Origin of the sequence: Pseudomonas shirazensis (genome assembly GCF_014268785.2) — a bacterium.
GTDB lineage: Bacteria > Pseudomonadota > Gammaproteobacteria > Pseudomonadales > Pseudomonadaceae > Aquipseudomonas > Aquipseudomonas shirazensis.
The window spans coordinates 360,648-382,452 of sequence record NZ_JABWRD020000002.1; the positions used below are offsets into that span (position 1 = coordinate 360,648).

General features: G+C 62.3%; 21 protein-coding genes. 2 read left to right on the plus strand and 19 right to left on the minus strand.

Annotation, left to right across the window (positions count from 1 at the left end):
• Nucleotides 1-33 precede the first annotated feature (33 nt).
• Together HU736_RS12915 and HU736_RS12920 are read right to left on the minus strand one after the other, a co-directional pair.
• The gene (locus tag HU736_RS12915; protein ID WP_103436125.1) at nucleotides 34-786 is read right to left on the minus strand and encodes a tetratricopeptide repeat protein; all 753 of its coding nucleotides are present in this window, start codon (nucleotides 784-786) and stop codon (nucleotides 34-36) included.
• 2 nt (nucleotides 787-788) lie between these two features.
• Complete coding sequence (locus HU736_RS12920; RefSeq protein WP_186697442.1) at nucleotides 789-1,469, minus strand: Fe2+-dependent dioxygenase; 681 nt, start codon at nucleotides 1,467-1,469, stop codon at nucleotides 789-791.
• A gap of 219 nt (nucleotides 1,470-1,688) precedes the next feature.
• On the opposite strand from HU736_RS12920, the gene HU736_RS12925 reads away from it, so the two are divergent.
• Both HU736_RS12925 and HU736_RS12930 read left to right on the plus strand, forming a co-directional pair.
• A complete protein-coding gene (locus HU736_RS12925) occupies nucleotides 1,689-3,983 on the plus strand; it encodes a TonB-dependent receptor (RefSeq protein WP_186697440.1) in 2,295 nt (764 codons plus the stop codon).
• A 103-nt stretch (nucleotides 3,984-4,086) separates the two neighbouring features.
• Nucleotides 4,087-6,642: a PepSY domain-containing protein gene (locus HU736_RS12930; protein ID WP_186697438.1), complete on the plus strand. Its 2,556-nt coding sequence runs from the start codon at nucleotides 4,087-4,089 to the stop codon at nucleotides 6,640-6,642.
• Nucleotides 6,643-6,684: 42 nt separating this feature from the next.
• Here HU736_RS12930 and HU736_RS12935 read toward each other — a convergent pair whose 3' ends face one another.
• The 17 genes from HU736_RS12935 to iscU all read right to left on the minus strand — a co-directional run bounded on the left by HU736_RS12935 (nucleotide 6,685) and on the right by iscU (nucleotide 21,792).
• Nucleotides 6,685-7,476, minus strand: a complete 792-nt coding sequence (locus tag HU736_RS12935) for an amidohydrolase (RefSeq protein ID WP_186697436.1) — start codon at nucleotides 7,474-7,476, stop codon at nucleotides 6,685-6,687.
• The gene (locus HU736_RS12940) at nucleotides 7,464-8,612 is read right to left on the minus strand and encodes a pyridoxal phosphate-dependent aminotransferase (protein ID WP_186697434.1); all 1,149 of its coding nucleotides are present in this window, start codon (nucleotides 8,610-8,612) and stop codon (nucleotides 7,464-7,466) included. Before HU736_RS12940 ends, HU736_RS12935 begins: the two co-directional genes overlap by 13 nt.
• 137 nt (nucleotides 8,613-8,749) lie before the next feature.
• Nucleotides 8,750-10,213 (minus strand): ribosome biogenesis GTPase Der, encoded by a 1,464-nt coding sequence (der, locus tag HU736_RS12945; protein ID WP_103436120.1) that lies wholly within the window; start codon nucleotides 10,211-10,213, stop codon nucleotides 8,750-8,752.
• A gap of 115 nt (nucleotides 10,214-10,328) precedes the next feature.
• Nucleotides 10,329-11,471 carry an outer membrane protein assembly factor BamB gene (gene bamB / locus HU736_RS12950; protein WP_186697433.1) on the minus strand — a complete coding sequence of 381 codons (1,143 nt, stop codon included), beginning with the start codon at nucleotides 11,469-11,471 and terminating at the stop codon, nucleotides 10,329-10,331.
• 1 nt (nucleotide 11,472) lies between these two features.
• A complete protein-coding gene (locus tag HU736_RS12955) occupies nucleotides 11,473-12,114 on the minus strand; it encodes a tetratricopeptide repeat protein (RefSeq protein WP_186697432.1) in 642 nt (213 codons plus the stop codon).
• A gap of 39 nt (nucleotides 12,115-12,153) precedes the next feature.
• Entirely contained in the window at nucleotides 12,154-13,443 is a 1,290-nt protein-coding gene (hisS, locus tag HU736_RS12960; protein WP_186697431.1) for a histidine--tRNA ligase, read from the minus strand.
• A 24-nt stretch (nucleotides 13,444-13,467) separates the two neighbouring features.
• Nucleotides 13,468-14,577, minus strand: a complete 1,110-nt coding sequence (gene ispG, locus HU736_RS12965) for a flavodoxin-dependent (E)-4-hydroxy-3-methylbut-2-enyl-diphosphate synthase (RefSeq protein WP_101316705.1) — start codon at nucleotides 14,575-14,577, stop codon at nucleotides 13,468-13,470.
• 3 nt (nucleotides 14,578-14,580) lie between these two features.
• Nucleotides 14,581-15,606 (minus strand): RodZ domain-containing protein, encoded by a 1,026-nt coding sequence (locus HU736_RS12970; RefSeq protein WP_186697430.1) that lies wholly within the window; start codon nucleotides 15,604-15,606, stop codon nucleotides 14,581-14,583.
• Nucleotides 15,606-16,364: a type IV pilus biogenesis/stability protein PilW gene (gene pilW, locus HU736_RS12975; protein ID WP_103436115.1), complete on the minus strand. Its 759-nt coding sequence runs from the start codon at nucleotides 16,362-16,364 to the stop codon at nucleotides 15,606-15,608. The genes HU736_RS12970 and pilW overlap by 1 nt, the downstream gene beginning before the upstream one ends.
• A 14-nt stretch (nucleotides 16,365-16,378) precedes the next feature.
• Nucleotides 16,379-17,524 (minus strand): dual-specificity RNA methyltransferase RlmN, encoded by a 1,146-nt coding sequence (gene rlmN / locus HU736_RS12980; protein ID WP_186697429.1) that lies wholly within the window; start codon nucleotides 17,522-17,524, stop codon nucleotides 16,379-16,381.
• Between the two features lie 28 nt (nucleotides 17,525-17,552).
• On the minus strand, nucleotides 17,553-17,978 hold the full coding sequence (gene ndk, locus HU736_RS12985; RefSeq protein WP_101316696.1) for a nucleoside-diphosphate kinase: 426 nt from the start codon (nucleotides 17,976-17,978) through the stop codon (nucleotides 17,553-17,555).
• An 88-nt stretch (nucleotides 17,979-18,066) separates the two neighbouring features.
• The gene (gene iscX / locus HU736_RS12990) at nucleotides 18,067-18,267 is read right to left on the minus strand and encodes a Fe-S cluster assembly protein IscX (protein WP_101316694.1); all 201 of its coding nucleotides are present in this window, start codon (nucleotides 18,265-18,267) and stop codon (nucleotides 18,067-18,069) included.
• A 15-nt stretch (nucleotides 18,268-18,282) separates the two neighbouring features.
• Nucleotides 18,283-18,624 (minus strand): ISC system 2Fe-2S type ferredoxin, encoded by a 342-nt coding sequence (gene fdx, locus HU736_RS12995; RefSeq protein WP_101316692.1) that lies wholly within the window; start codon nucleotides 18,622-18,624, stop codon nucleotides 18,283-18,285.
• Between the two features lie 3 nt (nucleotides 18,625-18,627).
• Nucleotides 18,628-20,490, minus strand: a complete 1,863-nt coding sequence (hscA, locus tag HU736_RS13000) for a Fe-S protein assembly chaperone HscA (RefSeq protein WP_186697428.1) — start codon at nucleotides 20,488-20,490, stop codon at nucleotides 18,628-18,630.
• A 41-nt stretch (nucleotides 20,491-20,531) separates the two neighbouring features.
• Nucleotides 20,532-21,044: a co-chaperone HscB gene (hscB, locus tag HU736_RS13005; RefSeq protein WP_103436113.1), complete on the minus strand. Its 513-nt coding sequence runs from the start codon at nucleotides 21,042-21,044 to the stop codon at nucleotides 20,532-20,534.
• A gap of 8 nt (nucleotides 21,045-21,052) precedes the next feature.
• A complete protein-coding gene (iscA, locus tag HU736_RS13010; protein WP_101316686.1) occupies nucleotides 21,053-21,376 on the minus strand; it encodes an iron-sulfur cluster assembly protein IscA in 324 nt (107 codons plus the stop codon).
• Nucleotides 21,377-21,405: 29 nt separating this feature from the next.
• Nucleotides 21,406-21,792 (minus strand): Fe-S cluster assembly scaffold IscU, encoded by a 387-nt coding sequence (gene iscU, locus HU736_RS13015; RefSeq protein ID WP_027619655.1) that lies wholly within the window; start codon nucleotides 21,790-21,792, stop codon nucleotides 21,406-21,408.
• Nucleotides 21,793-21,805 lie beyond the last annotated feature (13 nt).

Below are 21,805 nucleotides of genomic sequence, written 5' to 3' on the forward strand. Positions count from 1 at the left end.
GGCCCCGTTTATGTATGTAAACGCAGCGCTTCGCTAGCCCCGCTCACGCTGGCGCAGCTCCTGCGCAAACTCTGCCGCCTCCTCAGCCAGCAACCGTCCAGCACCTTGCAGGGTCAGCACTGCACTGCGCAGGAAGTTGACGTTGCCTTGCACCCGCGCATGCGCCAGCCAAGGCCGCGCCTCGCCCAACTGGCCACGCTCGATCAGCACCATGGCCAGGCTGAACATGCCGCGAAAATCACCACCCTCGGCCGAGCGCCGATACCAGCGAAACGCCCGCGCCGGGCTGGCAGGGCCGGCGATGCCTTGTTCCAGGTAACGCCCATAGAGGTTCATCGATTTGGCGTGGCCCAGATGTGCAGCCTTCTCGTAGCAGGCCAGCGCCAGCTTCTGGTCAAGCTCGACACCGCGCCCGGTGGCCAGCAGGTTGCCCAGGTTGTACCAGCCCCAGTCCAGTCCCTGCGCGGCTGCGCGCTGGTACTGCACTGCTGCGCCAGGCAGGTCGGCCGGCCCGCCCCAGGCGTGCTCCAGGCAGCGCCCAAGCATGTTGTGCGCCATGCCGCTGCCGGCGCGGGTGGCAATGCTGAACCATCGCCGCGCCAGCTGCGGATCACGCTCGATGCCGCGGCCATCGAGCAGGATCTGGCCCAGCAACAACTGCGCCTCACTGACGCCCTGCCCGGCCGCTGCCAGGATCGCTTGGGCGGCCTTACCGGGGCTGGCTTCGAGCATGGCTCGCAGCGCTGTGACATCCACGATCTCATCGCGGCGTAACGGATAGGACATGTTCAGACCTCTGCCCAGCGCCGCAGCAAGTTGTGATAGGTGCCAGTCAGTTGCAGCAGTGAAGGGTGATCGGGCAGGTCAGCACTGAGCTGCTGAATGGCATTGTCCATCTCGAACAGCAGCGCCCGCTGGCTGTCTTCACGGACCAGGCTCTGAGTCCAGAAGAACGCCGCGTAGCGCTCACCGCGAGTGACCGGGTTGACCTTGTGCAGACTGGTGCCGGGGTACAGCACCATGTGGCCTGCGGCCAGCTTGATCTGCTGCGGGCCATAGGTGTCCTGAATCACCAGTTCGCCGCCGTCATAGCTGTCCGGATCGCTGAGAAACAGCGTCGCTGACAGGTCGGTGCGCACTCGCTCGGCGCTACCCTTGGGCTGGCGCAGGGCATTGTCGATGTGGAAGCCGAAATTGCCACCCTCGCGATAACAGTTGATCAACGGCGGGAACACCTTGTGTGGCAGGGCCGCTGACATGAACTGCGGGGTCTGCCAAAGACGCTCGATGAGGGCGCTGCCGATTTCCTTGGCCAATGGATGCGCCTCTGGTAGCTGCAGGTTGTGTTTGGCCTTGGCCGATTGGTGGCCTGCGGTGACCTTGCCATCGGCCCAATCTGCCTGCGCCAGCGCTTCACGGATCCGCAAGAGTTCATCGGCGGCGAACAGGCTAGGGATGTGCAGCAGCATGGAAATGGACCGGGTCGGGACTAGGGCGCCAATGATATTGATTCCCTTTTACTCACGGCAAGCCCTTTCGCCAGGCCACAACGAATGAGACCGGAGAAAATGCAGGGTTAAATTGTAAAGAATGTAAATTTGTACCGAATGGTAATATTTCTCAATTGTGACTTACAATTGCTTACATTACTCTTCGCGGCCTTCACACCTTGGGGAAGGTCATAAAAAATGCGCCACGTGCCGTCTGCTGTAAGTTCACCACGCCTGCTCGCCTCAGCCATTGGCGTTGCCATCAGTGCTTCGTCTGCCTATGCCGCAGAGCCCGCAGCCATCACGCTCGACGCGACCAGCGTCAACGGCAAGGCAGAACAGGCCGCAACCGAGTACAAGGTCGACAAAGCCTCGTCGCCCAAGTACACCGCGCCGCTGGTGGACACCCCGCGCTCGGTAACCGTGATCCCGCAGCAGGTGATCAAGGAAACCAACGCGCTGAGCTTGCAAGACGCCCTGCGCACCGTCCCAGGGATTACCTTCGGTGCCGGCGAAGGCGGCAACCCCCAAGGCGACCGGCCGTTCATCCGCGGCTTCGATGCCCAGGGTGATACCTACCTGGACGGCGTGCGCGACACTGGCGCGCAAACCCGGGAAATCTTCGCTGTTGAATCGGTGGAAGTGGCCAAAGGGCCGAACTCGGCTGTTGGCGGGCGTGGCGCCGCCGGCGGCACCATCAACCTGGTGAGCAAGCGCGCGCACCTGGGCAACTCGCTGGACGGTGCCTGGACCTGGGGCAGTGACCAGACCCAGCGCTACACCCTGGATGGCAACTACCAATTCAGCGACAGTGTCGCCGGGCGGCTCAACCTGATGACTCACGAGAGCAACGTCGCCGGACGCGACAAGGTCAATTACGACCGCTGGGGGATTGCCCCGTCGCTGGCGTTTGGCCTGGGCACGCCAACCCGGGTCAACCTTGACTACTACCACCTGGAAAGCGACGACCTGCCGGACTCGGGGATCCCCTATTCGATCCCGACCGCGGGCAGCAGCGCGCGCACCTCGGCCCACCCGAGCAAACCGGATGACGGTGGCGACAGCGACAACTTCTACGGCCTGACCGGGCGTGATTTTCGCAAGAGCCGGGTCGACATCGCCACCTTCGCGATCGAGCATGACCTGACCGACGCGCTGACCATCAAGAACACCCTGCGTCATGGCAACAGCATGCAGGACTACATCCTCACGCAGCCCGACGACAGCAAGGGCAACGTCAACAACGGCAGCGTCTGGCGCCGCGCCAACACCCGAGTTGGCAACACCGCTACCACAACCAACCAAACCGATCTGTTTGGCGAGTTTTACCTGGGCGGCATGAAGAACAGCTTCTCCACCGGCATTGAGCTGAGCCGGGAAGAAAGCCAGCGTTCATCTTACGACGTCAATACCAACACCGGCGGCGCAACAGCATCTACCTGCACCCCGGGCCTGATCGGCCCTAACAGCGGCTACAACTGCACCTCACTGAGCAATCCCAACCCGGACGATCCGTGGAACGGCGCCATCGCGCGCAACTATGCTGGCACTGACACCAAGAGCAACACCCGCGCGCTGTATGTGTTCGACACGCTTGAGCTGACGCCAGAGTGGCTGCTCAACATGGGCCTGCGCTATGACCACTTCGACACCCAGTACCGCGGCTATACCGCCTCTGGCGCTACCGCCGTCAACAGCAAGGGAGTTGCATCCAAGGGCAGTGACACCAGCGAGTTCATCACTGGCCAACTGGGCCTGGTGTGGAAGCCCGCCGAGAACGGCAGCATCTACGTTTCCTACGCCACCTCGGCAACCCCACCCGGCGCGCAGTTGGGCGAAGGCTCCGAAGGCAACCCGCTGGGCAACACCACCGACCGCGCCGGCAACCTGTTGGCCAGCGACATGGAGCCGGAAGAAACCACCAACTACGAACTCGGTACCAAGTGGGATCTGCTCGACGAGCGCCTGTCGCTGACCGCCGCTGTATTCCGCACCGAGAAGGAAAACGCCCGCGTTCAGGTCAACACCACCACCTACGAAAACATCGGCGAGACCCGCGTGCAGGGCGTCGAACTATCGGCCAGTGGCAAGCTCACCGACAAATGGCAGGTGTTCGCCGGTTACACCTACATGCAGGCCCGCCAGATCGACGGCGGTGCGCTGGGTGCGGTCAACGACGGCAATCAATTGCCGAACACGCCGAACAACAGTGCCAGCCTGTGGACCACCTATGCCCTTACGCCAAAGCTGACGGTGGGTGGCGGCGCCTTCTACATGGATGAGGTATACGGCAACATCGCCAACACCACCATGGTCGACAGTTATGTGCGCTATGACGCGATGGCTGCGTACAAGCTGAGCAAGAACGTCGATCTGCAGTTGAACGTACAAAACCTCACCAACGAGGTGTACTACGACAAGGCGTTTTCTACTCACTTCGCCAACCAGGCAGCCGGACGCACAGCGTTGCTGACCACCAGCTTCCATTTCTGACGCAGCAATCGCCAAGCCCCGCTCACGCCAGTGAGCGGGGCTTTCGCGTAGCAAGGCATAATGCCCGCCGGTTGAGTTTGCGCGGCAAGACAAGGTGATCGACGTGCTGAAAAAGTCGCTGTTTCAATTGCACTGGTTGTTTGGCATCACGGCCGGGCTGGTCTTGGCATTGATGGGTACCACCGGGGCGATCTGGTCGTTTCAGGAAGAACTGCTGCGCCTGTTCAATGCCGATGTGCTCAAGGTGCAGGTGCGCGCCGAAGGCGTGCTGCCACCGGCAGAGCTGGTGCGGCGGGTCGAAGCGGCGCACGGCGACAAGGTCGCGATGCTGCGGGTCGACACCCGCGAGGGCAATGCCGCACGGATCTTCTTCACCGCACCACCCGGTCAGCGCCGCGGTGAGATGCGCTATGCCGACCCTTACACCGGCGAGATCAAGGGCGAGGTCGCCGGCCAAGGCTTCTTCGACCTGATGCTCAGCCTGCACCGGTTTCTCGCCATGGGCGAAAGCGGCCGGCAGATCACCGGTGCCTGCACCCTGATGCTGATCTTCTTCTGCCTGTCAGGCCTGTATCTACGCTGGCCCCGCAAAGCGCTGAACTGGCGCACCTGGCTGACCCTGGACTGGGCGAAGAAGGGCCGTGCGTTCAATTGGGACCTGCACGCCGTGTTCGGCACCTGGTGCCTGCTGTTCTATCTGCTGTTTGCCTTGACCGGTCTGTCATGGTCGTACGAATGGTACAGCCGAGGGCTGAACAAGCTGCTCGGCGACGCCCCGGCTGCGGGCCAGCAGCACAAGCGTGGCGAAGGCGGTGGCCGCCGTAACCCGCAGTCGGTCAACCAAAAGGCCCCGCCGCTGCGGGTCGACTACGACGCCATCTGGAGCAACCTGCAGGCTGCGGCCGGGCCCGGCCTGGCTGGCTACAACCTGCGCCTGCCGCCGGTTGGCGGGCAGCCGGCGACGCTGTTCTATCTGCTGGACGATGCCGATCACGAACGCGCCTTTGACACCGTCACCCTCGACCCGGCTACCGGCACGTTCACGCGCATCGAGCGTTATGCAGACAAGTCGCTCAGTGCTCAGCTGCTGCAAAGCATCTATGCCCTGCACGTGGGTAGCTATTTCGGCTTGCCCGGGCGGATCATCGTTACCATCGCCAGCCTGTGCATGCCGCTGTTCTTCATCACCGGCTGGCTGCTGTACCTCGACCGCCGGCGCAAGAAACGCCAGATCCGCGCGGCCCGTGGCAGTGTCGACAGCACCACGTCGGCAGGTGACAGCTGGTTGATTGGTTTTGCCAGCCAGAGCGGCCTTGCCGAGCAATTGGCCTGGCAGAGCGCCGGCCAGCTCCAGGCGGCAGGCCTGTCGGTGCAAGTACGCACCTTGGCCGAGCTGGGTGAAGATGACCTGCGCCAGGCACGCCGGGCGCTGTTTGTAGTCAGCACCTTTGGCGACGGCGAGGCACCCGACAGCGCCCGTGGTTTCGAGCGCAAGATACTCGGCCAGGCATGGCCGCTGGAGCATCTGGACTATGCCCTGCTCGCCTTGGGTGACCGCCAGTATCAGCATTTCTGTGGCTTTGCCCGGCGCTTGCAGGCATGGCTTGCCGAGCGCGGCGCCAGCACTGCATTCAGCCCGATCGAAGTTGACAACGCCGACCCAGCCGCGCTCCAGCACTGGCAGCAGCAACTCGCGCAGTTGACCGGCGCCAGCGTCGTCAGCGCCTGGCAACCGGCCGCTTTCAGCAACTGGACCCTGACCGCGCGTACGCTGCTCAACCCCGGCAGCCAAGGCCAGCCGGTGTACCTGCTTGACCTGCAATCCGAACAGGCTGTGCGCTGGGACGCGGGTGATCTGGTGGAGGTACTGCCGCGCAACGCCCCCGCCCAGGTTCAAGCGTTTATCCAAGGCCTGGGCCTGAGTCTGGATACCCCAGTGCAACTTGAAGGTTCGCGCGAAACCCTGGGACAGGCACTGGGCAGTCGGCAACTGCCGGTCAGCCGTGAGCATCTGGTCGGCCTGCACGCGCAGGCGGTTATCGATGCGCTGGTGCCGATCGGCACGCGTGAATACTCGATCGCATCGATTGCCAGCGATGGCGTGCTGCAGCTGATCGTCCGCCAGCATCGGCACACTGACGGCAGCCTTGGCCTGGGCTCAGGCTGGCTTACTGAGGTGCTGCCTCTGCAAGGCTCGCCGAGCCTGCGCCTGCGCCGCAACAGCAGCTTCCACCTGCCAGTGGCCCCAGCACCGATGCTGCTGATCGGCAACGGCACCGGGCTGGCCGGGCTGCGCAGCTTGCTCAAGGCACGCATCAGCGAAGGTGAACAGCGCAACTGGCTACTGTTCGGTGAGCGCAATCGCGCCAGCGATCTGCTCTGCGCCGATGAACTGCAAGGCTGGCTGGCGCGCGGTGAGCTGCGCAAGCTGGACCTGGCGTTCTCGCGTGATCAGGCTGAAAAAGTCTATGTCCAGGACTTGCTGCTGGCGCAGGCCGACGAGGTGCGCCGCTGGGTCGCCGACGGCGCCTGCATCTATGTTTGCGGCAGCCTGCAGGGCATGGCCGCGGCAGCCGACGCGGCGCTCAGGGGCATCCTCGGCGAGGCCATGCTGCAACAGCTGGTCGAAGACGGTCGCTACCGACGCGACGTGTACTGAGTCGGTCGAACGGCCGGGGCGCTATGCCCCGGCCGGCAACGCTCAATGCAGGTCGAAGGTATCGGCATCCAGGTTGGCCGGGAAACGGCTGCGGTACGCCGCCAGTTCCGCCGCGCGCAGCTCGGCGGTGAATACGCCATCCGCTTCGCCGGCACTGAGCAGGCTCTCGCCCTGGAAATCCAGCACCTGGCTGTCGCCTGAGTAGGCAAAGCCTTTGCCGTCGGTGCCGACCCGGTTGACCGCCGCAACGAAGCACAGGTTCTCGATCGCCCGCGCCGGCAACAGCCGGTTCCAGTGCAGCCGCCGCGCTGCCGGCCAGTTGGCGGTGTACAGCAGCAGGTCAGTGTCATGGGCATCGCGGCTCCATACCGGGAAGCGCAGGTCGTAGCAGATCAATGGGCGGATCCGCCAACCCTTCAGCTCGAACTGCACCTGGCGCTCGCCAGGGGTGTAGTGCTTGTGCTCGCCGGCCATACGGAACAGGTGGCGCTTGTCGTAGTGCAGGATTTCACCGTCCGGGCGCGCCCACAGCAGCCGGTTACGGTGGCTGCCGTCAGCAGCCTGGATGATCACGCTGCCGGTGATCACTGCGTTGAGCTTCTTCGCCTGGGCCTTGAGCCACTTGGCGGTCGGGCCGTTCTCGGGCTCGGCGAGGCGCTCGGACTCCATCGAAAAACCGGTGGTGAACATCTCTGGCAAAATCACCAGGTCAGGGCTGCCAACTTGCTTGAGCAACTCTTCGAAATGAGCGTAGTTGGCCTCGCGGTCATGCCAGGCCAGCGTGGTCTGCACCATGGCAATTTTCAGGTTGGGCAGTGCGGTCAGATCGCGCATAGTTTCTCCGCTGCCTGCTGCAGCGTCTCCTCTCGTTTAGCAAAGCACAGGCGGATCAAGCGTTGCTGCGGGACTGGCGTCTGGTAGAACACCGACACCGGAATACTCGCCACGCCATGCTCGCGGGTCAGCCACAGGGCCATGTCGAGATCGTTCAGATCAGGGCGGATGGCGCTGTAGTCGACCAACTGGAAGTAGGTGCCTGGGGTACGCTTGAAGCTGAAGCGTGAGCCTTGCAACAGATCGCAGAACAGATCGCGCTTGGCCTGATAGAAGCCCGGCAATTGCTCGATGTGCTCAGGGTGTTCGGCCATGAAGTCTGCCAGCGCGCACTGCAACGGCGTCACTGCGCAGAAGTTGACGTACTGGTGTACCTTGCGCAGCTCGGCGCTCAATTGTGGCGGCGCGATCACGTAGCCGGTCTTCCAACCAGTGACGTGGTAGGTCTTACCGAACGAGCTGATGACGAAGGCGCGCTGATAGAGCTGTTCATGAGCCAGCACGCTGGCATGCGCCACGCCGTCGTATATCAGGTGTTCGTACACTTCATCGCTGACCAGGTAGATATCGCGGTCGGCAATCAATGCCGCCAGCTGGTCGAGATCGGCACGGCTGATCAATGCTCCGCTGGGGTTGTGCGGCGAATTGAGCACGACCATGCGCGTGCGCGGCGTGAGGGCATCGCTGAAGCGTTGCCAGTCGATGGCAAAATCGTCGTTGCTCAGCGGCACATGCACGCAGCGCCCGCCGGCCAACTCTACCGAAGGCTCGTAGCTGTCGTAGCACGGGTCGAAAACGATTACCTCGTCGCCCGGATTGATCACTGCCTGGATCGCGCAGAAGATCGCCTCGGTGGCGCCTGGGGTGATGGTGATTTCCTGCTCGACATCCACGCTAACGCCATACAGCCGAGCCACCTTCGCAGCCACTTGCTGGCGCAGGGCCGGCAGACCGGTCATGGGCGCGTATTGATTGTGCCCGGCGGCCACGTGCCGGCCTACGGCATCCAACAGCGCCCGCGGGCCGTTGAAGTCAGGGAAGCCTTGGGACAGGTTGAGCGCGCCGGTTTGCACGGCCAGCTGCGACATGGTGGTAAAGATGGTCGTGCCGACGTTCGGCAGTTTGCTGCGGATCATGAAGCCCTCTTTCCTGGGGGTATCCGGCACGGACTGGAGTCCGAGCATAGCGGATTGAGCAATCAGGAAAAAGGTTGAAACAATGCACTGATGCAACAGGGGCCGCGCAGCAGCCCCGGTGCAGGGTCAGGCCAGAATCAGCGCTTGTCTTTGCGCTTCTTCTCGGCCTTCTTGTGGTGAGACATCAAGCGTCGCTTCTTGTTGACCTGGCGGTCGGTGAGGGTGTTCTTGTTACCCTCGTACGGGTTCTCGCCGCCTTTGTACTCGATGCGGATCGGCGTACCGACCAGCTTGAGCACGCGACGGTAAGTGTTCTCCAGGTAGCGCGAGTACGAGCGTGGAATCTTCTCGGTCTGGTTACCGTGGATCACGATGATTGGCGGGTTGGCGCCACCCAGGTGAGCGTAACGCAGCTTGATCCGGCGGCCATTGACCAGCGGCGGCTGGTGGTCGCCGATAGCGTCTTCCAGAATCTGCGTCAGGCGGCTGGTCGGCCAGCGGGTGACCGCCGACTTGAACGCGGCCTGCACCGACTTGTACAGGTTGCCCACGCCGGTGCCGTGCAGCGCCGAGATGAAGTGAATGTCGGCGAAGTCGACGAAGAACAACCGGCGCTCGAGCTCGGTCTTGACGTAGTCGCGCTCGCCCGGCTGCATGCCGTCCCACTTGTTCAGGGCGATGACGATGGCGCGGCCGGCCTCAAGGGCAAAGCCGAGCAGGTTGAGGTCGTGGTCGACCACACCTTCGCGGGCGTCCATGACAAAGATCACCACGTTGGCGTCTTTGATCGCCTGCAGGGTTTTCACCACCGAGAACTTTTCGACTTCCTCGTGGATCTTGCCGCGCTTGCGCACCCCGGCGGTGTCGATGAAGGTGTACTTGTCACCATCACGCTCGAACGGGATGTAGATACTGTCGCGAGTGGTGCCTGGCTCGTCATAGACCACCACGCGCTCTTCACCGAGCATGCGGTTGACCAGTGTCGACTTGCCCACGTTGGGGCGGCCGATGATGGCGATCTTGATGCCGTCTTTTTCGCTCGGGCCTGGAATCCGAACGGCCTCTTCGCCTTCGGCAACTTCCTGGTCGAGCGCGTCTTCTTCCTGATCGCGCGGGATGTGCCCGAGCAGCTCTTCCATCAGCGCGTTGATACCGCGGCCCTGGGAGCCGGCGACCGGAATCGCGTTGCCCATGCCCAGCGGCGAGAACTCCGCACGTGCCAGGTCAGGATCGATGTGGTCGATCTTGTTGGCGACCAGCACCGCAGACTTGTTCCGCTTGCGCAGGTGGTCAGCGATCATCTGGTCAGCAGCGGTCATGCCGGCGCGGGCATCCACCAGGAACAGCACGTAGTCGGCCTCTTCGATGGCCATCAGCGACTGCTCGGCCATCTTCTCGTCCATGCCCACTTCGTCACCGGTGATACCGCCGGTGTCGATCAGGATGTACGAACGGCCCTGCCACATGGCATCGCCGTACTGGCGGTCACGGGTCAGGCCCGAGAGGTCGCCGACAATGGCGTCGCGGGTTTTGGTCAAGCGGTTGAACATGGTGGACTTGCCGACGTTCGGCCGCCCCACCAGGGCGATTACGGGAACCATACGGCTCTCCACTCTTGAATTCTTGAAAATGCAAAGGCCGCTGCAGAGCAGCGGCCGGAGTTCGCGCGGCGCATCATGCGCCGCTGCTCGAAGCCTCACGGCTTCAAGCTTAGCCTCAGCGGATGGTCAATGCCTCGAGCTTGCCGCTGTTGCCGAAGACATAAATGGTGTCGCCGACCACCAAGGGGCGGGCGCGCAGGCCATCACTGTCAATACGCTCACGGCCAACGAAGCGACCATCGACCTGGCTCAGCAGGTGCAGGTAGCCTTCGAAGTCACCGACTGCGACGTAGCTGGAGAACACTTCAGGGGCGCTCAGCTGACGGCGCGCCATGGAATCGTTGCTCCACAGTGCGCTCGACGAACGCTCATCGACGCCTTCAACGGTGCCGGAAGCTTCGCTGACGTAGACGTTGCCAAAGCCCTGGGCGACACCGACGTAGCTGGACGCATCACGCTGCCACAGCACGCGGCCGCTTTCCAGGTCCAGACCGGCAACCCGGCCCTGATAGGTACCGACGTACAGGGTACCACCAGACAGCAGCAAACCGCCGTCGATATCGACGACGCGTTCGAGTTCGGAGCGACCTTTCGGGATCGCGACGCGGCTTTCCCAGACCGGGACGCCGTTCTGGATGTCGACAGCAACAACCTTGCCGGTCGACAGGCCGGCAACGGCCATGCGGTTGGTCACGATCGGTGCGCCAGTGCCACGCAGAGTCAGTACCGCTGGAGTGCTTTCGTAGATCCAGCGACGGTCGCCGGTCGCGGCGTCCAGACCAATCAGACGATCGTCCTGAGTCTGCACCACCACCACGTCACCGTTGTTGGCCGGCGGCGCCAGCACTTCGCTGGTCACGCGGGAGCGCCAGCGCTCCTCACCGGTGCTGCTGTCCAGGGCGATCACTTCACCCTTGAGGGTGCCGAGCATGACCAGGCCATAGCCGACGCCGACTGCGCCGGAGACCGGCAGGTCGAGGTCCTGTTTCCAGACGATGTCGCCGGTGTTGCGATCGAGCGCGAAGACTTCGCCGTTGACGTCGGAAGCGTAGATGCGGTCGTTTTCGATGGCCGGCACCAGGGTGTTGTAGGTCTCACCCTGACCGTCACCGATCGAACGGCTCCACTGCTTTTTCAGCACGACTTCTTCGGTGAACTTGGTCAGCTCGGCCGGAGGCAGTTCCTTCTTGCTGTTGCTGCTGCAACCCACGACCAGTACGGCCAGGCTCAGCACTGCTGCTTGTTTCCAACCGATCACGTCAAGCGTCCCCTTTGGCCAGGTCATCCAGCTTCAGTTGCAGGCCACCGACCGCTGCTTCATCAGACAACGCGGCCTTGGCTTTTTCGTATGCGCTATGGGCATCGCCAGCGCGGCCCAACTGTACCAGCAGATCGCCCTTGAGCTCTTCGCGGCTGGCCTGGAACGCCTTGTCAGCGTCGCCATTGAGCAGCTTCAGTGCTTCGTCAGCCTTGTCCTGAGCAGCCAACACACGGGCCAGACGCTGGCGTGCGATCTCGCCCAGGGTGGCATCGGCAGGTTTTGCCAGCACGCTGTTGAGTTCGCTGGCTGCGTCGTCCAGCTTGCCGCTGTCAACCGCGACCTTGGCCACGAACAGGCTGCCGTACTGGGCGTAGGCGGTGCCGCCAAACTCGCTCTTGAGCTTGCCAGCCAACTCGGCAACCTTGCTTGCATCAGGCTCGCCGGTCGGCGTCAGGGCCGTTTCCAGCAGGTTCTGGTACAGCACCGAAGCGCCTTGTGACTGATTGCTCTGGTACTTGTGCCAGGTCTGCCAGCCAGCTACCAAAGCAGCAGCCAACAGGGCGCCGGTCAGCAGCGGCTTGCCGTTGCGATCCCACCAGTCCTTGGCCGCGCTCAGGCCATCATCATCGGTACTCGACACCCCAATACTCCTATTCAGCAAATTCGGCTGTTGACTGCTTCACGCGTTCGCGAGGGCAGCTTGCAGGTGCTCGGCCAGAGCATCCCAGGCTATGTTCTGTTGTTCGCCCTGGCCACGCAGGGGTTTGAAACCTACCACTTGTTGCGCCAGTTCGTCGTCCCCCATGATCAGGGCAAACAACGCCCCGCTCTTGTCGGCCTTCTTGAACTGGCTCTTGAAACTGCCGCCACCGGCGTTGACCGCCAGGCGCAGGCCCGGTACCTGGTCACGCAACCGCTCGGACAGGCCCAGACCGGCCAGCTCGGCCTGCTCGCCAAAGGCGCACAGGTAAACGTCGATCTGGCGACTGATCGACTCCGGGACCTTGCCCAGGGTGTCCAGCAGCAATATCAACCGCTCGATGCCCATGGCAAAGCCAACGCCAGTAGTCGGCTTGCCGCCCATCTGCTCGACCAGACCGTCGTAACGACCACCAGCACATACGGTGCCTTGGGCGCCGAGCTTGTCGGTGACCCACTCGAACACGGTCTTGCTGTAGTAGTCGAGGCCACGCACCAACTTGGTGTTGATCACGAAGGGAATGCCGGCAGCGTTCAGGCGAGCCTTGAGGCCCTCGAAGTGCACACGGGATTCTTCGTCCAGATAATCTTCCAGCTTCGGCGCGCCGACCAGCACGGCCTGGGTGCCCTGATCCTTGCTGTCGAGAATGCGCAGCGGGTTGCTCTTGAGCCGACGCTGGCTGTCTTCATCAAGCTGCTCAAGGCGCGCCGAGAGAAACTCGACCAGCGCGTCGCGATAGCGTGCACGGGCTTCGCTGGTGCCAAGGCTATTCAGCTCGAGCTTGACCGCGTCCTGAATGCCCAACTGGCCCCACAGGCGCCAGGTCAGCATGATCAGCTCGGCATCAATGTCCGGGCCATCCAGGTTAAACACCTCGACGCCGATCTGGTGGAACTGGCGATAGCGGCCTTTTTGTGGGCGCTCGTGGCGGAACATCTGCCCGATGTACCAGAGTTTCTGCACTTGGCCGTTGCCGGTGATGCCATGCTCGAGCACGGCGCGCACGCAGGCAGCGGTACCCTCGGGACGCAGCGTCAGCGAATCGCCGTTGCGGTCCTCGAAGGTGTACATCTCTTTTTCGACGATGTCGGTAACTTCACCGATCGAGCGTTTGAACAGCTCGGTGAATTCGACGATCGGCGTGCGGATCTGGCTGTAACCGTAGCCGTCCAGCAGACTGGCGACCGTGCCTTCGAAGTAACGCCACAGTGGCGACTGGTCAGGCAGGATGTCGTTCATGCCACGAATGGCTTGCAGCGATTTGCTCACGAAAAGTCCTTTCGAATCTGTGTATCAGCCGCGGGCGATCAGCGCCGCGTCGGCTTCGACCTTTTCGGCCGCTTTCTGGCGAATGAGCTTTTCCAGCTCCTCGACCAGGTTGTCGTTGTTCAGTTTCTGCGCAGGCTTGCCGTCGATGTAGATCAGGTTCGGCGTGCCGCCCGTCAAGCCAACATGGGCTTCCTTGGCTTCACCCGGGCCGTTGACCACACAACCGATCACGGCGACGTCCAGCGGGACCAGCAGGTCTTCGAGGCGCCCTTCGAGTTCGTTCATGGTCTTGACCACATCGAAGTTCTGCCGCGAACAGCTCGGGCAGGCGATGAAGTTGATCCCACGCGAGCGCAGGCGCAGCGACTTGAGGATGTCGTAGCCGACTTTGACTTCTTCGACCGGGTCGGCGGCGAGAGAGATCCGGATCGTGTCGCCGATGCCTTCGGCCAGCAGCATACCGAGGCCGACCGCAGATTTCACCGTCCCCGAACGCAAACCACCGGCTTCGGTGATGCCCAGGTGCAGCGGCTGGATGATCTGCTTGGAAAGCAGACGATAGGCTTCAACGGCCATGAACACGTCGGACGCCTTGACGCTGACCTTGAAGTCCTGGAAATCCAGGCGATCGAGGTGCTCGACATGGCGCAGGGCCGACTCGACCAGCGCTGCTGGGGTCGGTTCGCCGTACTTCTTCTGCAGGTCTTTTTCCAGCGAGCCGGCATTGACCCCGATGCGGATCGGAATACCACGATCGCGCGCAGCATCGACCACCGCGCGCACGCGGTCTTCACGGCCGATGTTGCCTGGGTTGATGCGCAGGCAATCAACGCCCAGCTCAGCCACGCGCAGGGCGATCTTGTAGTCGAAATGGATGTCGGCCACCAGCGGCACGCTGACTTGCTGCTTGATCCGGCCGAAAGCCTCGGCGGCGTCCATATCCGGGACCGATACACGGACAATGTCGACACCGGCATCGACCAGGCGCTGGATCTGCCCGACCGTGGCTGCGACATCATTGGTGTCGGTATTGGTCATGCTCTGCACCGCGATAGGCGCATCACCGCCCACCGGCACATTGCCAACCCAGATCTTGCGGGTTTCGCGACGCTTGATTGGAGATTCGCCGTGCATGAGTTACTGCCCCAACTTCAGGCGAGCGGTTTCGCCACTGGTGAACGGTGCAACATCAACGGCCTGGCCGTTGTAGCTGATCTGAGCGCCACGGGCGAAGCCCAGGCGTACCGCGAACGGTGGTGTGCCGGTGACTTCCAGGCTGTCGCCCTTGCGCTTGGTGGCGTTGACCAGCAGCTTGCCGTTGGCATCGGTGACCTGAGTCCAGCAGTCTGCCGAGAACTGGATCGCGACACGGCCACTGCCGGCGGGGACTGGCGCTGCTGCTGCAGGTGCGCTGGGGGCTGTGGCGGCAACGGCTGGTGCGCTGACCGGCGCAGCTGGCGCAGGTGCAGTCGGTGCGGTGGCGGGATTATTGATCGCGGCCGGGGTCACCGGGGCGGCGGCAGTGCTCTCGGCGACCGCCGGGCTTGCCGGAATGGCTTCTTCGTTGGCTGAGCCACTGCTCTCGCCAGTAGTAGCCTGCTCCAATGGCAGCGGCGCACTCTGGCCTTGCTGGGCTTCGCTGACAGCCTGGTCTTCTGGCTCATCCAGCGGGTGAATCTGGGTGGTGCCGTCGGCGCTCTCGACTTCGACGTGCTCCAGGGCGATTTTGCCAAGGTCGCTGTTGCGCAGGCTGCTTTGGTCCTTCCAGAGGAAGAAGCCGCCACCTACTACTGTTACCAGCAGAACCAGGCTGACAACGCGCATGACGTTGTGCGACAGGCGCACCGGTTCTTCGATTCGTCCCAGCGAGTGCACCTGGCTGCCTTGCGCGTGGGTGCCGGTGACCTGGTCAAAGGCGGCGACCAGAGGCGCCTGGTCCATGTCCATCAGCTTGGCATAGGCACGGATGTAACCACGGGCAAAGGTGTGCCCTGGCAGCTTGTCGAAGGCGCCGGATTCGAGATTGTTCAGCGAGCTCAGGGTCAGGTTGAGCTTGCGGGCTACCTCGGCCTGCGTCCAGTCGCGGTTTTCGCGGGCCTGGCGCAAGGTCTCACCGGGGTGCTGGTGAGTCGCTGCTGCTACTTCGGGATGCGCGGCTTTCATCATTGCTCCGACAGGTATTGCTGATATTCCGGCGTACCGGGATAAAGTCGTTGTAATTGCTGGCCCAGTTCGGCCACCGTTGCCGGTTGCTCGAACACCCGCGCCAGGCGGCTGCCCATCAGCAGGCTGCGAGCATCCGGGGCGCTCAGTTGGCTGAAACGATCGTAGTAATCCCGGGCTGGCACATAATGCCTGTTTTCGTAGGACAACTCAGCCATTTCGAACAACGCTCGCGGTTGTCGTGGGTTCAGCTGCAAAGCCTTGTGTAGATGCGCCTGGGCATCATCGCGGCGACCTTGCCTGAGAACCGTCAGGCCAAGGTTTTCAAAGACGCGCGAGCGCTCAGGATACAGGGTATCGGCAGCAGCCAGGCGAAACACTGACTCGGCTTCGGCAAAACGTTCCTGAGCATATAGGAAACTGCCATAGTTGTTGCGAATCCGGGTGTCATCCGGACTTTGCGCCAGCGCCTTGTGGAAATGCTCGGTGGCCAGCGTCGGCTCGCCCTCGGCCTGGAACACCAGCGCGAGCGCGGCATGCGCATCGGCATCACGGCTGTTCAGGGCAAGTGCCTTGACCAGCGGCGCCTTGGCCTGCTCGGTCAGACCTTGCTGCAAATAGCCCAGTCCCAACTGCACATACGCCCTGCCCGCCTCGGCCCGCCCCTGTTGGGTGGCCAACGGGTCATTGCTGCCGCCCGAAACGCAGCCGGCCAGCAGCAACAGGGTCAGCAGCGACAGCGCTGCGCGCAGGATCATCGCTGCCGGCCCGCTCAGTGACGCGCAGCGTTGTCGGCGATCTGCACGTCGTCATTGAGCTGACGCACAGCGATGTAACGCTCGCTGCGGCGGGTACGGTCCATGACCTGACCAACCAGCTGCCCACAAGCGGCGTCGATATCCTCACCACGGGTGGTACGGGTGGTGACATTGTAACCACCGTGGTGGAGCAGGTCCTGGAAGCGGCGGATTGCATTGTTGCTCGGCCGCTCGTAACCGGAGTGCGGGAACGGATTGAACGGGATCAGGTTGATCTTGCACGGGATATCGCGCAGCAGGTCGATCATCTGCGTGGCATGCTCGGGCTGATCGTTGACGTCCTTGAGCAGGGTGTATTCGACGGTCAGTACACGCTTGCCACCGAGGGTGGCCATGTAGCCCATGCACGACTCGAGCAGCACCTTGAGCGGGTACTTCTTGTTGATTGGCACCAGCTTGTTACGCAGCTCGTCGTTCGGCGCGTGCAGCGACAGTGCCAGGGAAACGTCGATGTGCTTGGCCAGCTCGTCGATCATCGGCACTACGCCTGAGGTCGACAGGGTGACGCGACGCTTGGAAATGCCATAGCCCAGATCGTCCATCATGATCTTCATGGCGGCAATGACATTATCGAAATTGAGCAACGGCTCGCCCATGCCCATCATCACCACGTTGGTAATCGCGCGGTCGACTTTGGCCGGGATGGTGCCGAAGGATTTGTTCGCAAGCCACACCTGACCGATGACTTCGGCGGCGGTGAGGTTGCTGTTGAAGCCTTGCTTGCCTGTGGAGCAGAAACTGCAGTCCAGGGCGCAGCCCGCCTGCGACGATACACACAAGGTGCCACGGTCGTCGGTCGGGATGTAGACGGTTTCGACGCAGCTGCCGGAGGCAACGCGGATCACCCATTTGCGGGTGCCGTCGGCGGAAATGTCTTCACTGACCACTTCCGGTGGCCGAATCTCGGCAACAGCCTCGAGCTTTTCGCGCAAGACCTTGCCGACATTGGTCATGGCGGCGAAATCATCGACACCAAAATGGTGAATCCATTTCATTACTTGACCGGCACGGAAGCGCTTCTCGCCAATGGAGTCGAAGAATTGTTCCATTTCCGGCTGGGTCAGACCCAACAGGTTGATTTTGCCAGTAGATGTCGTCATGGATTCACCCTCACCCGTAAGCTTTCGCTTAGCGAGCGGTTACCTCGGTAGCTGCGAAGAAGTAAGCGATTTCGCGAGCGGCAGCAGCTTCGGAGTCCGAACCGTGAACGGCGTTGGCGTCGATCGATTCAGCGAAGTCAGCACGGATGGTGCCGGCAGCAGCTTCTTTAGGGTTGGTAGCGCCCATCAGCTCACGGTTCAGAGCGATGGCGTTTTCGCCTTCCAGAACCTGAACAACAACTGGGCCGGAGATCATGAAGGCAACCAGATCACCGAAGAAACCGCGCTCGCTGTGCTCAGCGTAGAAGCCTTCGGCTTCGGCTTTGGACAGTTGCTTGAGTTTCGAAGCGACGATTTTCAGACCAGCTTCTTCGAAGCGCGAAGTGATCTTGCCGATGACGTTTTTAGCAACTGCGTCAGGCTTGATGATCGAGAAAGTACGTTGAACAGCCATGGTAACTCCAGAAAATTGAGTATTACGAAAAATTAAACCCGCGAATTATACGCGGGTTCCAGGGGAATGCCTAACCTGCAGGTGACGCTCAGTCGGCTTCTTCGATCCAGGCCCCCTGGATCGCCTCAAGCACCTTCTCTCCGCCGCGTGTCGGATCGTCGCTGAACTCTGGCAGAGCCACTACCCAGCGGTGCAGATCGAGGAAATTCACATAACGAGGATCGACCTCCGGCTTGCTTTCTGCAAGCTGGATGGCGATCTCAAGTACATCAACCCATTTCAGACTCATGCCAGCCTCCAGGCTTCAGTGCGGCGCTTCGGCGGCGTGGTTGAGCGAATACTTGGGGATTTCGATGGTCAGGTCGGTATCACCGACGACCACCTGGCAACCCAACCGGGACTGCGCTTCCAGGCCCCAGGCCTTGTCCAGCATGTCTTCTTCGAGCTCGTCGGCTTCGTCGAGCGAGTCAAAGCCCTTGCGCACGATGCAGTGGCAGGTGGTGCAGGCCTTGACCCCGCCGCAGGCGCTTTCCATCTCGATGTGATGGTCGTGGGCCAGCTCCAGGATGTTGGTCCCGGTTGCGACTTCCACGGTCAGCCCTTCGGGGCAAAACTTCTCATGCGGCAGGAATGTCACCAGCGGCATCGATTACTCCTCGATCTCATTCAGGTTGCGCCCGGCCAGTGCGGCTTTGACCGTCGAATCAAGGCGACGGGCGGCAAATGCATCGGTCACCTGCGACAGACGCTTGGTCTGTTGCTCGATGGCAGGGCCATCGGTGCCGGCCAGCAAATCACGTAGTTGTTGCATCTGGAAGCCAATGGCTTCGCGCTCTTCGGCGCTCAGCAGGCGCTCGCCGTCGGCGTCAAGCGCACCCTGCACCGCTTCGAGCAGGCGTTCGCCGTCGACCTGGTGCTCGCGCAACTGGCGGGCATGCTTGTCGGTGCCGGCGTGCTCGAACGAATCCTTGAGCATGCGGGCGATTTCACCGTCGGTCAGGCCGTACGACGGCTTGACCTGAATGCTTGCTTCCACGCCCGAGCCCAGTTCGCGCGCAGCGACGCTGAGCAGGCCATCGGCGTCGACCTGGAAGGTCACGCGGATCTTCGCCGAGCCGGCGACCATCGGCGGAATCCCACGCAGTTCGAAGCGCGCCAGCGAGCGGCAGTCGCTGATAAGTTCGCGCTCACCCTGCAGGACGTGGATCATCATGGCCGTCTGGCCATCTTTGTAGGTGGTGAATTCCTGAGCGCGGGCCACCGGGATCGTGGTGTTGCGCGGGATCACCTTTTCCATCAGGCCGCCCATGGTCTCCAGACCGAGCGACAGCGGGATCACGTCGAGCAACAGCAACTCGCCACCTTCGCGGCGGTTGCCAGCGAGGGTATCGGCCTGGATCGCGGCGCCAATGGCGACTACCTGATCAGGGTCGATCGAGGTCAGCGGAGCACGGCCGAAGAGGCCACCGACGGCTTCACGCACACGCGGTACGCGAGTCGAACCACCGACCATTACCACTGCAACCACTTCTTCGAGCTCGACCCCACTGTCACGCACGGCGCGGCGGCAGGCCTTGAGGCTACGGGCGATCATCGGCTCGATCATCGCTTCGAAGTCTGCCCGGCTCAACTCACCCTGCCAGTCACCGTGGGCAACGCGCACGCTGGCGGCATCGGTCAGGGCTTCCTTGGCCGCGCAAGCGGTCTGCAGCAGTTGACGCTGAGTCGCTGGATCCAGATCAGCCGACAAACCGGCCTGCTCAATGATCCAGCTGGCAATCGCGTGATCGAAGTCGTCACCACCCAGGGCGGTATCGCCACCGGTGGCCAGCACTTCGAAGACGCCCGCAGTCAGGCGCAGGATGGAGATATCGAAGGTACCGCCGCCCAGGTCGAAGATCGCCACCAGGCCTTCAGCGTTCTGGTCCAGGCCATAGGCCACGGCCGCAGCAGTCGGCTCGTTGAGCAGGCGCAACACGTTCAGCCCGGCAAGCTTGGCGGCGTCTTTGGTCGCCTGGCGCTGAGCATCGTCGAAGTAGGCCGGGACCGTGATGACCGCACCTACCAGGTCGCCGCCAAGGGTTTCCTCGGCGCGCTGACGCAGCACCTTGAGGATGTCGGCAGACACTTCGACCGGGCTTTTCGGGCCTTGTACGGTTTCGATGAACGGCATGTGCGACTCGCCACCGACAAAACGGTATGGCAGTTGCTCGCCGAGCTGCTTGACGTCGGCCAGGCCGCGTCCCATCAGACGCTTGACCGAAAGGATGCTGTTGAACGGGTCGCTTGGCGCTGCTTCGCGCGCAGCCTGGCCGACTTCGACAGCCGCCTCCAGGTAGCGCACAGCCGATGGCAGGATGACCTGCCCCTCGGCATCGGGCAGCGGTTCGCTGCGGCCGCTGCGCACGGCAGCAACCAGAGAATTGGTAGTACCCAGGTCAATCCCTACCGCCAGGCGGCGCTGGTGCGGCTGGGGGCTTTGACCGGGTTCGGCGATCTGCAGTAGGGCCATGCTTATCTAGCTACCTTAGGCGTTGTCACGGCAACACCGGGTTAATCGTCGAGGCGCTCTTCGAGCTGGCGCACTTCCTGGGCGAGCTTGTCGAGAAACTGCATGCGGCGCATCAGGCGCTCGGCCTGTTCACGCTGCGCAGCATCATCCCAGCAGGCGGCGAATTCCTCGAACAGCGTATCTTGCGCGAGCTTGAGGCGCTTCTTGAATACCGCGACACCGTCGAGGTCGGTCAGCTCTTCAAGTTCTTCACGCAGCTCCATCTGCTGCAACAGGAAGGCCGGATCATGTACGGTGACTTCCTGCGGCACTTCGTGGCCACTGATGGCCAGCAGATAGCGCGCCCGACGGGGGGCGCTGCGCAAGGTCTGATAGGCGTCGTTCAACGCTGCCGAGTTTTCCAGGGCGACACGCTGCTCGCGCTCGGAAGCATCGGCGAAGCGGTCGGGATGGACCTCACGGGCAAGTTCGCGGTAACGAACGGCCAGTTGCTCGAGGTCCAGGCGAAAGCCCGGCTGCAGATTGAACAGGGCAAAATGACAAGGAGTACCCACATCAAGCCTCAAACATTGAAGCTTTCGCCGCAGCCACATTCACCGCGCACGTTGGGGTTGTTGAACTTGAAGCCTTCGTTCAACCCTTCCTTGACGAAATCGAGCTCGGTGCCGTCGAGGTAAACCAGGCTTTTCGGGTCAATGATGACCTTCACGCCGTGGTTCTCGAAGACCTCGTCTTCGCCTGCCACTTCGTCGACGAACTCCAGCACGTAGGCCAGGCCCGAGCAACCGGTGGTGCGCACGGCCAGGCGAATGCCTTCACCCTTGCCACGCCCGTCGAGGGAGCGCCGCACGTGGTTGGCGGCGGCTTCTGTCATGCTGATAGCCATCGGAACTCCTTAGCGTCCAGTCAAACGACTCAGATCAAGCCTTTTTTCTGCTTGTAATCGCGTACGGCCGCCTTGATGGCGTCCTCGGCGAGTACCGAGCAGTGGATCTTGACCGGTGGCAGCGCCAGCTCTTCAGCCAGCTGGGTGTTCTTGATGGTCTCGGCTTCGTCCAGGGTCTTGCCCTTCATCCACTCGGTGGCGAGGGAGCTGGAAGCGATAGCCGAACCGCAGCCATAGGTCTTGAACTTGGCGTCTTCGATAACGCCCTGCTCGTTGACCTTGATCTGCAGACGCATCACGTCACCGCAGGCCGGCGCGCCGACCATGCCGGTACCGACGTCCGGGTCTTCAGCGTCCATCTTGCCGACGTTGCGCGGGTTTTCGTAGTGGTCGATGACTTTTTCACTGTATGCCATGGTGCAATTCCTT

Bases quoted from the DNA above. Each gene is read 5' to 3' on its own strand.
- fdx (WP_101316692.1), bottom strand. From the start codon at position 18,624: ATGCCGCTGGTGACATTCCTGCCGCATGAGAAGTTTTGCCCCGAAGGG.
- HU736_RS12940 (WP_186697434.1), bottom strand. From the start codon at position 8,612: ATGATCCGCAGCAAACTGCCGAACGTCGGCACGACCATCTTTACCACC.
- rlmN (WP_186697429.1), bottom strand. From the start codon at position 17,524: ATGACGACATCTACTGGCAAAATCAACCTGTTGGGTCTGACCCAGCCG.
- HU736_RS12970 (WP_186697430.1), bottom strand. From the start codon at position 15,606: ATGAAAGCCGCGCATCCCGAAGTAGCAGCAGCGACTCACCAGCACCCC.
- pilW (WP_103436115.1), bottom strand. From the start codon at position 16,364: ATGATCCTGCGCGCAGCGCTGTCGCTGCTGACCCTGTTGCTGCTGGCC.
- der (WP_103436120.1), bottom strand. From the start codon at position 10,213: ATGGTTCCCGTAATCGCCCTGGTGGGGCGGCCGAACGTCGGCAAGTCC.
- ndk (WP_101316696.1), bottom strand. From the start codon at position 17,978: ATGGCTGTTCAACGTACTTTCTCGATCATCAAGCCTGACGCAGTTGCT.
- iscX (WP_101316694.1), bottom strand. From the start codon at position 18,267: ATGAGTCTGAAATGGGTTGATGTACTTGAGATCGCCATCCAGCTTGCA.
- HU736_RS12915 (WP_103436125.1), bottom strand. From the start codon at position 786: ATGTCCTATCCGTTACGCCGCGATGAGATCGTGGATGTCACAGCGCTG.
- hscA (WP_186697428.1), bottom strand. From the start codon at position 20,490: ATGGCCCTACTGCAGATCGCCGAACCCGGTCAAAGCCCCCAGCCGCAC.
- iscU (WP_027619655.1), bottom strand. From the start codon at position 21,792: ATGGCATACAGTGAAAAAGTCATCGACCACTACGAAAACCCGCGCAAC.
- HU736_RS12920 (WP_186697442.1), bottom strand. From the start codon at position 1,469: ATGCTGCTGCACATCCCTAGCCTGTTCGCCGCCGATGAACTCTTGCGG.
- iscA (WP_101316686.1), bottom strand. From the start codon at position 21,376: ATGGCTATCAGCATGACAGAAGCCGCCGCCAACCACGTGCGGCGCTCC.
- HU736_RS12935 (WP_186697436.1), bottom strand. From the start codon at position 7,476: ATGCGCGATCTGACCGCACTGCCCAACCTGAAAATTGCCATGGTGCAG.
- HU736_RS12925 (WP_186697440.1), top strand. From the start codon at position 1,689: ATGCGCCACGTGCCGTCTGCTGTAAGTTCACCACGCCTGCTCGCCTCA.
- ispG (WP_101316705.1), bottom strand. From the start codon at position 14,577: ATGCACGGCGAATCTCCAATCAAGCGTCGCGAAACCCGCAAGATCTGG.